The sequence below is a fragment of the Micromonospora fiedleri genome (assembly GCF_016774385.1).
In the GTDB taxonomy this organism is placed as follows: domain Bacteria; phylum Actinomycetota; class Actinomycetes; order Mycobacteriales; family Micromonosporaceae; genus Micromonospora; species Micromonospora gifhornensis.
Genome location: NZ_JAETXL010000010.1, coordinates 177,946 through 189,501, shown reverse-complemented (window position 1 = coordinate 189,501; position 11,556 = coordinate 177,946). Strand labels below are relative to the sequence as shown.

11 protein-coding genes are annotated in these 11,556 nt (G+C 72.2%); 4 read left to right on the top strand and 7 right to left on the bottom strand.

Annotated features, from left to right (window positions below; genetic code table 11):
* The first annotated feature begins 17 nt into the window (after positions 1-17).
* The gene (locus JMF97_RS25730; RefSeq protein WP_203223914.1) at positions 18-977 is read left to right on the top strand and encodes a siderophore-interacting protein; all 960 of its coding nucleotides are present in this window, start codon (positions 18-20) and stop codon (positions 975-977) included.
* Positions 978-1,179: 202 nt separating this feature from the next.
* On the opposite strand, the gene JMF97_RS25725 is transcribed toward JMF97_RS25730, so the two are convergent.
* Together JMF97_RS25725 and JMF97_RS25720 are read right to left on the bottom strand one after the other, a co-directional pair.
* Positions 1,180-1,695, bottom strand: a complete 516-nt coding sequence (locus JMF97_RS25725; protein ID WP_013732513.1) for a 2'-5' RNA ligase family protein — start codon at positions 1,693-1,695, stop codon at positions 1,180-1,182.
* A gap of 32 nt (positions 1,696-1,727) precedes the next feature.
* On the bottom strand, positions 1,728-2,774 hold the full coding sequence (locus JMF97_RS25720) for an NAD(P)-dependent alcohol dehydrogenase (protein WP_203223852.1): 1,047 nt from the start codon (positions 2,772-2,774) through the stop codon (positions 1,728-1,730).
* Between the two features lie 150 nt (positions 2,775-2,924).
* Between JMF97_RS25720 and JMF97_RS25715 the strand changes: the two genes are divergently transcribed.
* Positions 2,925-3,824 (top strand): DUF72 domain-containing protein, encoded by a 900-nt coding sequence (locus JMF97_RS25715; protein WP_203223851.1) that lies wholly within the window; start codon positions 2,925-2,927, stop codon positions 3,822-3,824.
* Positions 3,825-3,899: 75 nt separating this feature from the next.
* On the opposite strand, the gene JMF97_RS25710 is transcribed toward JMF97_RS25715, so the two are convergent.
* The 4 genes from JMF97_RS25710 to JMF97_RS25695 form a co-directional block, all read right to left on the bottom strand.
* Entirely contained in the window at positions 3,900-4,280 is a 381-nt protein-coding gene (locus tag JMF97_RS25710; protein WP_203223850.1) for a hypothetical protein, read from the bottom strand.
* A 111-nt stretch (positions 4,281-4,391) separates the two neighbouring features.
* Positions 4,392-5,021, bottom strand: coding sequence for a hypothetical protein (locus tag JMF97_RS25705; RefSeq protein WP_203223849.1), 630 nt, complete (start codon positions 5,019-5,021; stop codon positions 4,392-4,394).
* An 82-nt stretch (positions 5,022-5,103) separates the two neighbouring features.
* Complete coding sequence (locus JMF97_RS25700; RefSeq protein WP_013732518.1) at positions 5,104-5,955, bottom strand: alpha/beta hydrolase family protein; 852 nt, start codon at positions 5,953-5,955, stop codon at positions 5,104-5,106.
* A gap of 87 nt (positions 5,956-6,042) precedes the next feature.
* A complete protein-coding gene (locus tag JMF97_RS25695; RefSeq protein ID WP_307817105.1) occupies positions 6,043-7,254 on the bottom strand; it encodes a globin domain-containing protein in 1,212 nt (403 codons plus the stop codon).
* Positions 7,255-7,400: 146 nt separating this feature from the next.
* On the opposite strand from JMF97_RS25695, the gene JMF97_RS25690 reads away from it, so the two are divergent.
* Positions 7,401-7,835 carry an RrF2 family transcriptional regulator gene (locus tag JMF97_RS25690; RefSeq protein ID WP_203223848.1) on the top strand — a complete coding sequence of 145 codons (435 nt, stop codon included), beginning with the start codon at positions 7,401-7,403 and terminating at the stop codon, positions 7,833-7,835.
* 52 nt (positions 7,836-7,887) lie between these two features.
* Here JMF97_RS25690 and JMF97_RS25685 read toward each other — a convergent pair whose 3' ends face one another.
* Entirely contained in the window at positions 7,888-9,147 is a 1,260-nt protein-coding gene (locus JMF97_RS25685; protein WP_203223912.1) for an SGNH/GDSL hydrolase family protein, read from the bottom strand.
* Between the two features lie 336 nt (positions 9,148-9,483).
* Here JMF97_RS25685 and JMF97_RS25680 point away from each other — a divergent pair, with 336 nt between their 5' ends.
* Positions 9,484-11,541 carry a DNA gyrase/topoisomerase IV subunit B gene (locus tag JMF97_RS25680; RefSeq protein ID WP_203223847.1) on the top strand — a complete coding sequence of 686 codons (2,058 nt, stop codon included), beginning with the start codon at positions 9,484-9,486 and terminating at the stop codon, positions 11,539-11,541.
* Positions 11,542-11,556 lie beyond the last annotated feature (15 nt).

Below are 11,556 nucleotides of genomic sequence, written 5' to 3'. Positions count from 1 at the left end.
GCACCCTGGAAGGCAGCATGACCAACACCCTGCCCGTCGCACCGTGGCGGTTGTTCTCCGTCGAGATCCGCGCGGTACGCCGGCTCAGCCCCTCCTTCGTCCGGGTCACCTTCACCGGCCCGGACCTGGACCGCTTCGCCGACAACGGCTACGACCAGCGGATCAAGCTGGCCCTGCCGCTGCCCGGCCAGCGGGCGGTCTACCTGCCGCAGGGCCCCGACTGGTACGCGCAGTGGCGGGCGCTGCCGGAGCACCAGCGCAACCCGATCCGCACCTACACCGCCCGAGCGGTCCGGCCGCACCTGCACGAACTCGACGTCGACCTGGTGCTGCACGGCGACGGTGGCCCGGCGAGCCGGTGGGCCCAGCAGGTCCGTCCCGGCGACGAGATCGCCATCGCCGGCCCGGACGCCGGCTACGAGGGCGACCACGGTGGACGGGAGTTCCGGCCGCCGTCGACCGGGTGCCTGCTGCTGGCCGGGGACGAGACGGCGGTCCCGGCGATCAGCGGCATCTGCGAGCGGCTGCCGCTGGACGCCTGCGGCCGGGTGCTGCTGGAGGTTCCCGACGCGGCGGACGTACTGCCGCTGGTCGCGCCCCCCGGCGTCGAGGTCACCTGGCTGCCCCGCAACGGCGGACAGTACGGCGACCGCCTGATCGGCGCCGTCGCCGACGCGGCCCGGAACCTGCTCGCCGCGCCAGGCGGCCAGCACCAGCACTCCACCCCGGGCGCGCCGAAGGTCGGTGCCGAGGCGGTTGCCAGCGCCGGGGCGGTCGACGACGTGGACGTGGACACCACGATCCTCTGGGAGGTCCCCGACGTACCGCCGTCGGCCCCGCTCTACGCCTGGCTGGCCGGGGAGGCGGGCGTCATCCGTACCCTGCGCCGCCACCTGGTCTCCGACTGCGCCCTCGACCGCCGCGCCGTCGCCTTCATGGGCTACTGGCGCCAAGGCCGCCCCGACCCCACCTCCTAACCCCACCCCTCCCACCACGCCCCCTCCCCACGCACCCCTTCCTCCCCACGCGCCCCTGTCTCCCCGCGCACCCTTTCCCCGTCGATCTTGCACTTTGTGTCTCCGTGAATCAGTCCTAAGTAGGGCAAATACGCGACCAAAAGTGCAAGATCGACGGGGAGAGCGGGTGGGGCGGGGAGGAAGGGGCGTGGGGTGGGTGGGGCTAGGGGAGGGGGTGGGAGATGTTGTGGGCGTGGTCGGTGAGGGCGGCTGAGGTGATGGTGGCCTCCAGGGGGAGGACTTCCAGGCAGCGGCGGATGGCGGCGGCCATCAGGGTGTTCGGCACGCGCATCGACAGGGTGCAGTGCGGGATCCAGCGGCCCGGGTGGTAGTGCTCGTGCAGGGTGATGCCGGCGGCGGCGAGTCGGTCGTAGACCCGTCGGTGGTGTGCCAGCAGTTCCGCCGTGGGTGCCGGGCCCAGCCAGAGCACCCGGCCGACGAACTGCCCGGCGTGCTGGAACGACAGCCGCAGCGGTGCGGCCACCGTGAAACCGGCCAACGCCGCCGCCACCTGCTCGGGGTCGAACCGGGGCGCGACCGCGAGCGAGACGTGCGGGCGGTGCCGTTGTTCCAACAGCGACCGCAGGCTCTGCACCCCCTCGGCCTCCAGGGCGTCCCAGAGCACCCGGATCCGGCGGGTGGCGACCGGGTCCAGGTAGAGCTCCAGCGCGGCGACCACATGATCATCCTAGAGGGCGCGGGAACCGGTGGTCAGGGCACGATCACGGCGCGGCCTTCGAGGGTGCCGTCCTGCATCTTCCGGTACGCGCTCATCGCGTCGTCCAGGGAGAACGTGGTGGTCTTCGGCCGAAGCAGCCCACGTGCCCCCAGGTCCAGCACCTCGATCAGCTCCGGTCGGCTGCCCCAGTAGGTGGTCTGGATGCTGACCTCGTACGGCACGGAGAAGAAGCTCACCGGCAGTGACCCGCCGCCGATGCCGACGATGGTCAGGTCGCCCACCGTACGCGCGGCAGCGGCACCCATCTTCATGGTGGCGTCCGCGCCGACGAAGTCCAGCACGACGTCCGCGCCCCGGCCGCCGGTGGCCGAGCGGATCTCCTCGACGGTCCCCTCACCCGAGCGCAGCGTCTGGTCGGCGCCGCACTCCTCGGCCAGCCGCAACGCCTCGTCGCGGGTGTCCACGGCGATGATCCGGGTAGCGGTGGTGGCCTTGAGGATCTGCACCGCGACATGACCGAGCCCACCCACGCCGATCACCACGGCCGTGCTGCCGGGCGGCAGCTTCGCCCAGGAGCGGCGGATCGCGTGGTACGGGGTCAGGCCCGCGTCGGTCAGCGGCGCCGCCAGCACCGGGTCCAGCCCTTCGGGCAGCGGCACCACGAGCCGGGCGTCCGGCACCAGTTCGTACTCGGCCATCCCGCCGTCCAGGCCGAGACCGCCGCCGCCACCGGGGATGGGTGCGGCGGCCGGGTTCTCGCAGTAGTTCTCGGCGCCGACCCGGCAACGGGCGCAGACGCCGCAGCCCCACGGACCGTAGACGGCGACCGGTTGGCCGATCTCCAGTCCGGTCACACCGGCGCCGAGGGCGTGCACCCAACCGGCGTTCTCGTGACCGAGCGTGAACGGCGGATTCCAGGGCAGGGAACCGGCCTCGAAGTCGTGCATCAGGTGCAGGTCGGAGTGGCATGCGCCGGCGGCGCCGATCTTCACCACCACCTCGCCCGGGCCGGGTGTCGGCTCGTCGACCTCGACCAGTTCCGGGTCGCTCTTCCATGCAGGCAGCCGTAGCGCACGCATCCTTGCCTCCTGTCGTCCGCTGTCGCCAACCAGTGGGCTCCCCGGTGGACGCCGGCCCAAACCTCGTGGACGCCGGCCCAAAATTCCCGGCGTCAGGGCCGATCCCGCCAGCGGTTGCCGATCCCGGCGGGTGGCGGTGCACTGAACTACATGACTGTCATCAAGGTGGGCACGTCCTCGTGGGCCGACCGGACGCTGTTGCGCTCCGGCTGGTATCCACGCGAGGCGAACACCCCGGCCGGTCGGCTGAGCTACTACGCGGGCCGGTTCGCTCTGGTCGAGGTGGACACGTCGTACTACGCCGTGCCGGCACCGGAGACGACCCAGGGCTGGGTGGACGCCACCGGAGACGACTTCACCTTCAACGTCAAGGCGTACCGCCTCTTCACCGGCCACCCGACCCCGGTCGCCACACTTCCCGCCGACCTGCGCCCGGTCGGCGGGCCGGCCCAGATCCGTCGGCGTGACCTGCCGCCGACGGCGTACGACGAGTTGTGGCGGCGGTTCCGCGCGGCGCTGGACCCGATCGCGGCGGCCGACCGGCTCGGCGCGGTGCTGTTGCAGTTCCCGCCGTGGCTGGCCCGCGGCGACGCGGCCCGGCGGCGGATCGCGGAACTGGCCGACCGTTGCCGGCCGTGGCGGGTCGCCGTCGAGCTACGGCACGGGTCCTGGTTCGACGGTCGGGCGGCGCTGGAGACGCTGGCCTTCCTCCGCGACCACGGGCTCACGTTCTGCTGCGTGGACATGCCGCAGGGCCACCCCGAGTCGGTGCCACCGATCCTGCACGCCACCGCCGAGCTGGCGATGGTGCGGATGCACGGGCACAGCACCGCCTGGGACGGCGGAGACAAGGAAGACCGCTTCCGGTACGTCTACGGCGACCGGGAACTGCGCATCTGGTCGGAACTGCTGACCGAGCTTGCCGAGCAGGCCGACGAGCTGCACGTGTTGTTCAACAACTGCTGTGCCGGGCAGGCCCAGCGCGACGCCGAACGGCTCACCGAGCTGCTCGCCGCCCGGCGGGTACCCGCCGGACGATCGCGCCGCTGAGCGGGCCGTCCCCGAGGCCGCGCTCAGCCGCGCGGGCTCGTCCCGAGGCCGTGCTCAGCCGTCCCGAGGCCGCGCTCAGCCGCGCCGGGAGATCCCTTCCGGACGCATGCCGGTCGCCTCCTCCAGCGCGTTGTCCGGCAGATCCTCGCCGGCCACCTCCTCCGGAAACGAGCGGCTCGGCGGCGCCGGATCCGGCGGTGCGCCCGGGCCGGCCGCCGGCGTCCGGGTCGGCTCCACCGATCCGAACCCGTGCCGGCCGGCGGGCGGATGCTCCCGAGGGGTCTCACCCGCCCGCCGCTCACCACGCCGACCCTCCGCCACGGCGGTCGGCTCACTGCCCTCATCCATCGGCGAGTCCGCGCCGACGCCCCACGGCGGGTCGGCATCGAAGCCGTCCGTGGTCCCCCAGGGCTCGACGCCCTCGGGGCCCTGGTCCTGCCTGTCCCTGTCCGTCATGGCCACCTCGCTGATCGGCGCCGGTTGCCGGCCGGCGGTCCGGATGCTGCCCCTCGGCCTGCGCGGCGCGACCTCGCCCTGCGCCGCCGGACCGCCCGCGTCACCGCCGTGTCAGTGGCCGTTGCGGCTCATCGCCTTCGACATCTGCATCAGGCCGCCGCCCTTGGCCATCGTCTTCGGTGTCTGCATCAGGCCGTTGGCCCGGCCGAGCACGCCGCGCAGCACCTGCCCGGGCTTCTGCTGCTCACCCATGTACGCGGTGACCACGATCAGCGCGCCGGTGAGCGCCGGGATCGCCCACTGGAGCAGCTTGAGCTGCCGCTGACAGGCGGCCACGTTCTGCGGCGTCTGCTGGTTCGGCTCGGTGACGCCGGCCACGCTGGTGCCGCCGGCCCTGGACAGCCGATTGCCGAGCATCCGGCTGTAACCGGTCGCCGCGAGGGCGCCGACGGTCAGGGCCGTCTTCAGCGTGCTCGCCCGACCGACGCCGCGCTGGGCGGCCATCCGCGGGCTCTCGGTGACCAGTTCACCGACCGCGCCCGCGAGGTGGGCGCCGATGGCGGCGGCGTTGACCGGCGTCCACTTGGACCAGCCGGCCGAAGCCACCGGGATTCGCTGGGTCGAGTCGCCGACCCGGGCCGCGGCGCCGTTGACGCCGAACGCCCCCATCAGGGAGCCGCCGAACCAGGCCGCCAGGCCCAGGTCGTGCATGGATCGCAGGGTGGTGTGCGTGTCCGACATGATGTGTCCCCCTCAGCCGTTTCGAGCGCTGCGGCTTACCCCCGATGCGGGGCACTAATCGTGGGGTCGGGGACGGCTTGGGTCAGCGTGCGGGAAGGGTGGCGGCGAACGCGGCGACCCGCGCGGCCAGCGGCTCGGCGGCATGCCGTACCCAGGTGAAGTGGTCCAGCGCGACGCCGTCCGGGCCACCGTGCCGCTCGCGTACGACGGGAGCCGCGGCGAGCTTGGCGCAGAGTCGGTCCAGCGTCGGATGGGGGGTGTACTGGTCGTCGTCGACGCTGACCGCCAGCACCGGGGTGCGGATCTGCCGCACCGCCGCCTCGGTGTCGACGCCGTCCAGGTGCGGGAAACGGCCGGTCCGCGCGGTGTGCGCCCAGTCGCGGATCACCCCGCGCGCCTGCCGGCCACCGAATCCCCAGCCGGGCCAGACCCCGAGCAGCCGGGTCGTGGCGGCGATGCCCTGGGTGTACGGCAACACGCCGTACCGCCGTGGGCCGGTGAAGTCCCGCCAGTACGGGATGCCGACGGCCACCAGCACCAACCCGTCGACCTCCTGCTCGCCGTGCAGGGCCAGGTGCAGCACGGCGGCCTGTCCACCGAGGGAGTGCCCGAGCAGCAGGGTGGGCCGACCGTCGAAGCGGGCCTTGAGGGCTGTGCGTACCGCACCGATGTCGGCGGCCAGTTCGGTGTAGCCGTACCGGCAGGCCCGGCTCGGTCGGGGGGTGCTCTCGCCGGTGCCGCGCAGGTCGGCCACGACCACGGCCAGCCCGGCGGCGCGCAGGGCGGTGGCGAACGGCCGGTAGTACCGCGCCCGTACCCCCATGGCCGGCGCGACCAGCACCACCGGTGCTCCTGCCGGGCCGACCGGCTCGGGGTAGACCTGGATGCCGAGGCGGGCGCCGTCGACCTGGACGAAATCCTGCACATATTCCACCGTCGCGCTCACCCGTACAGGTTACCCGCGAGTAGGGTGCGGCGGGGGTGGCCCCGGCGGGTCGAGCGACCCGCCGGGGTCGGCACGCTAGCCGCGCAGCATGCCCGGACCGAACACCTCGTAGGCGATCCGCTCCACCGGTACGCCCCGGCGCAACAGTCCACCCCGGACGATGTTCATGAACGGCAGTGGCCCGCAGAGGTGCACGTGGGCGTCGGGGGAGAGCGGGATCGACTCGGGGTCCACCCGGCCGCCGGTCACCTCGACGGGCACCCCGGGCAGGGCGACGTCGCTGGTGTCCTCGTACCACAGCCTGGTGCGCAGGTTCGGCAGCGCGGCGTGCAGGCGCGGCAGGTCGCCGCGCAGCGCGTGGGCGGCGCCGGCCCGGTCGGCGTGCACCAGCACCACCGGGCGCTGCGGCGCGGTGACCGCCAGATGTTCCAGCGCGGCCATCGCCGGGGTCAGCCCGATACCGGCGCTGACCAGCAGCAGCGGGCCGTCGCCCGCGACGGCGTTGACCTCGCCGAAGGGTGGGCTGAGCTGCAGCGTCGTACCGACCGTCACGTGTTCGTGCAGGAAGGTCGAGACCTGGCCGTCCGGTGCGCCGTCGATCCCGCGCAGCCGCTTGACGGCGATCCGCCAGTGCGCGGCACCCGGGCGTCCGGCGAGGCTGTACTGGCGGATCTGCCGGCCGCGGCCGCCGCCGAGGTCGACCGCGACCGAGGTGTACTGGCCCGGCACGAAGGTGGGCACCTCGCCGGAGTCGTCGGGCGTCACGGTGAACGAGACCACGTCGGGGGTCTCCTGCCGGCGCGCCGTCACCCGCCACGGGCGCCACACCGGCTCGCCCTCGGTCAGCCCGGCGGCGGCGTAGAGCCGGGCCTCCCGGGCGACCAGTTCGACGGCGAGCAGCCAGTAGACCTCGTCCCAGGCGAGCGCGACGGACGGGGTGACCGCGTCGCCGAGCACCTCGCCGACGGCGGCGAGCAGGTGCCGGCCCACGACGGTGTACTGGGCCGGAGTGATCCCCAGGGAGGCGTGCTTGTGCGCGATGCGGTCCAGCACCGGACCCCACGGCGTGGCGCCCGCGCCGATGAGGTGCTCGGCGTACGCGACCACGGCGGCGGCCAGGGCCGCCTGTTGGCTGCCGCTGGCCTGGTTGCCCCGGTTGAACAGGTCGAGCAGCTCGGGATGCGCGGCGAACATCCGCTGGTAGAACCGGCGCGTGATGGCTTCGCCGTGCGCCCGTACGGCGGGCAGGGTCGCCGTAACCACCTCTGCTGAGGACTGGGTGAGCACGATGTTCTCCTTCGGGACGAACGTTACGGACGCGCCCACAAAAACAGGTATTGCAGTTACCTCTTTAGGGTCGAAGGTCCCGGATCGCCGGTCGCGCGGATCACACCGGCGGCCGGTGCGGCGCGCGGCCACCGTAAGGTCGAAAGGTGAAGCTCAACCGGTCCACCGACATGGCGATGCGGATCGCCATGCTGACCGCCGCCTCCGGCCGCAGGACCACGGTGGACGAGTTGGCGCAGCGACTGGCGCTGCCCCGCAACCACGTGGCCAAGGTGGTGCAGCGGTTGCAGCACCTCGGCGTGCTGGTGACCATCCGGGGCCGCTCCGGTGGGGTGGCGTTCGCCGCGGACGGCGCGATCTACACCGTCGGGCAGGTCGTCCGGGCGTTCGAGGGCGACGGTGAGGTGGTCGACTGCGAGGCGCCGGCCTGCCCGCTGCGGGCGGCCTGCCGGTTGCGGGTCGAGCTGCGCCGGGCGCAGGAGGCGTTCCTCGCCGTGCTCGACCAGGTCAGCCTGGCGGATCTCGTCGACTCACCGACCGGCCCGGTGCTGCTCGCGCTCGGTGCCCCGCCTGCGCCCTGAGCGGTGACGGCGACCGGCCCGCACCCACGGGATGCGGGCCGGTCCCGGATGGTCAGGAGACGCTGATCGTGCCGTTCGAGGCCCGTACGCAGGCCACCGAGCGGGCGGTGGTGGTGGCCGCGCCGGACAGGCACTGGCCGAGCACCTGGTGCCCGGCGGCGTTCGGGTGCCACGACTCCTGGCAGGTCTGGAAGTAGGTCACGCAGGTGTTCGCGATCCGCTGAATGGCGATCTTGTCCTTGCCGGAGAGGCTGGTGACGAAGGTGCCGTTGGGCGGGTTGTCCATCAGCCGGATCGGGGTGGCCAGCGTGCCGGTCGGGCTGTTCGAGTTCTCGCAGAGCCGGGCGCCGTCGAAGGCCCGCTGGACGTTGAGGTAGACCAGGTCGGCACCGGGGAACTCGGCGGCCAGGGTGTCCCGGGTGGAGCGCACGATGGTGCCGAGCCCCTGGGAGAAGCGGTGGCCGGGGGCGAGGCTGGCCCGGTGGATCGGGCAGCCGGCGGCGTACCGCTCGGCGCCGAGGGCGCGGAACTTGTCCCGGGTGTCGTCCCGGCTGTCCTCGGAGTGGTACGGCGAGGCCAGGTCCAGCGGCAGTGGGTTCGTGTAGTCCTGGAGCACCACCCGGTGCTGACCGTCGGCGTCCACCTCGCGCAGGGTGGTCAGGATCTGGCGTACCGCGGCGGTGGTCTCGGCGGTCGCGGCGCTGATCTGGGCGGCGGTGGCCAGGTCCGCGTCGGTGCAGGGCTTCTGCTCCACCGGGCCGTTGAGGTACGCCCAGAACTCCCACCAGCCGGTCCAGGCGTCGGCGATGAACCGGTTGGCGCACTTCTCGGCGACCCCGCCGAAGGTGAACGAGCTGTTGTTGGAGCCCAGCCCGATCAGCACCAGGTCGATGTCGTGGGTGCGGGCGACGGCCCGGAGTTGGTCGAGTTGGGCGGCCACCTGACGGCCGCTGGTACGCGCCGAGGAAGCGGCGGCGATGTCGTGCGGCTGGCCTCCGGAGCAGGCCAGGTTGAACCGGTCCTGGATGCCGGGCAGCGACGCCTTGTGCAGTGAGGCGTTGGCCGACCGGTGGCAGAAGAAGGCGTTGCTGTTCGCCGCGGTCCAGCCCGGGAAGCTGCGCGCGACCCCGGTCACGTCGACCACCGGCTGGTACGTCCCGGCACCCTCGCCGCTGATGAAGCTGTCGCCGAGGGCGACCGCTGCGGTGGGCGATGCCGCGGTCGCCGGGGCGGCGGTGGTCACGGCGGTGGAAAGGGTCGCCGCGGCGACGGCCAGGGCCATCGCGGCAGCGGTACGACGCAACCCGGACATGGCATCCCCATCCATTCATCGAAATATGAAAGATCCTCTTGTGCGTGATGGAATCACGCAGGTGTGACGTACGTCAACAGCGGGAAACAGATGTGACATCTGGGTCAGGCGGGAGTTAAATCCCAGCCCACACCGGAGGCGGCGCCGGGCATAAGGCGCGGCGCCGGGGCGTTGACCGCGGCAGGTACCACCAGCAGCGGCCTCCTGCGGCGCGCCGCGCGGGTGTCCGCATCACCTGTCGGGGCGTACGGCTACGCTCGCTGCGGCCGTCCCACGCTGGGCCAACCACCGACGGTGCGGGGCAGCGCATCGCCGAGACCGGGGAGTACGACGGAGTTGACCGCAGAGCCAGAGACCCTGTACGGGGCCGACGACCTCACGCACCTTGAGGGGCTGGACGCCGTCCGCAAACGGCCCGGCATGTACATCGGCTCCACCGACAGCCGTGGCGTGGGTCACCTCGTCAACGAGATCCTCGACAACTCCACCGACGAGGGCGTCGCCGGCCACGCCACGACGATCGAGGTCACCCTGCACGCCGACGGCTCGGTGCAGGTCGACGACGACGGCCGGGGCATCCCCACCGACGTGCACGCCCGCTCCGGCATCTCCGGCGTCGAGCTGGTGCTCACCCGGCTGCACGCCGGCGGCAAGTTCGGCGGCTCCGGCTACAAGACCTCCGGCGGTCTGCACGGCGTGGGCGCCTCGGCGGTCAACGCACTGTCCCGCCGCTTCGACGTCACCGTGCGCCGCAGCGGCAAGGTGCACACCATGTCGTTCCGCCACGGCGTACCGGGCATCTTCGACGGCGACGGCCCGGACGCGCCGTTCACCCCCGGCCCGGGCCTTCAGGTCGTCGGCGCGATGAAACGTGGCCAGCGCACCGGCACCTCGATCCGCTACTGGTACGACCCCCGCTACTTCGAGACCGGCGCCACCCTCGACCACGACGCGGTCCGCGCCAAGCTGCGCCACACCGCCTTCCTGGTGCCCGGGGTCAGCTACACCCTGCGCGACCTCACCGCCGAGGAACCCACCAAGGAGCAGTTCCACTACCCCAACGGGCTCACCGACATGGTGGAGTTCCTCGCCCCGGCCGGCGACCGGCCGGTCTCCGGCACCCTGCTGGTCACTGGCGAAGGCACCTACCGGGAGAACGCCGCCGACGCCAACGGCGTCATGCAGTCCAACGTGCAGCGGCGCGCCGAGATCGAGGTGGCGTTCCGCTGGGGCACCGGCTACGAGCGCACCGTCGAGTGCTTCACCAACACCATCCGCAACGCGCACGGCGGCACCCACCGCAAGGGCTTCGAGCGGGCGTTGGCGCGTACCCTCGCCGATGCCGTACGCAACACCCGTGGCCTGCTCAAGGCCAAGGAGGACGCGCCCACCCTGGACGACGTGCTGGAGGGCATGACCGCGGTGGTGCACGTACGGGTGCCCGAGCCGCAGTTCACCTCGCAGACCAAGGACGAGTTGTCCACCGCCGGGGTCACCAAGGTGGTGCAGGGCCTGGTCGAGCAGCACCTCAAGTCCTGGCTGGAGGACCGCAAGACCAAGACCGAGGCGCGTACGGTCCTACAGAAGATCGTCGACGCCGCGCGGGTGCGCCTGACCCAGAAGCAGCAGAAGGACGCCGCCCGCCGCAAGACCGCCCTCGAAGGCGCCGCCATGCCGGCCAAACTGGTCGACTGCCGCGCCTCGGGTATCGATAGAAGTGAATTATTCATCGTGGAAGGGGACAGCGCCCTGGGCACAGGGCGACTTGCCCGTTCTGCCGAATATCAGGCGCTTCTGCCGATTCGCGGCAAGATCCTCAACGTGCAGAAGGCCAACCTTCAGCAGGTGCTGGACAATGCCGAGTGCGCGGCGATCGTGCAGGTGCTCGGTGCCGGCTCCGGGCGTACCTTCGATCTGTCCGCCTTGCGGTACGGCCGGGTGCTCATCATGGCCGACGCGGACGTCGACGGCGCCCACATCCGGACCCTGCTGATCACCCTGTTCGCCCGGTACATGCGGCCGTTGATCGAGGCGGGTCGGCTCTACGCCGCGATGCCGCCCCTGCACAAGATCACCACCAAGGGGCGTAACCCGGAGACCGTCTACACCTATACCCAGGCGGAGATGGAGGCGACGGTCCGCAAGCTGGAGAAGGCCGGCAAGCAGATCGTCACCCCGATTCCCCGGTTCAAGGGTCTCGGTGAGATGGACGCCGACGAGTTGTGGGAGACCACGATGAACCCGGCCACCCGGTCGGTGCGCCGGATCACCCTGGAGGACGTCGACGCCGCCGAGCGCATCCTCGAACTGCTGATGGGGGAGAAGGTCGAGCCGCGCCGCAACTGGCTGATCGACTCCGCCGACCGCGTCGACCGCGACGCCATCGACGCCTGACCAACGGGTTCTTCG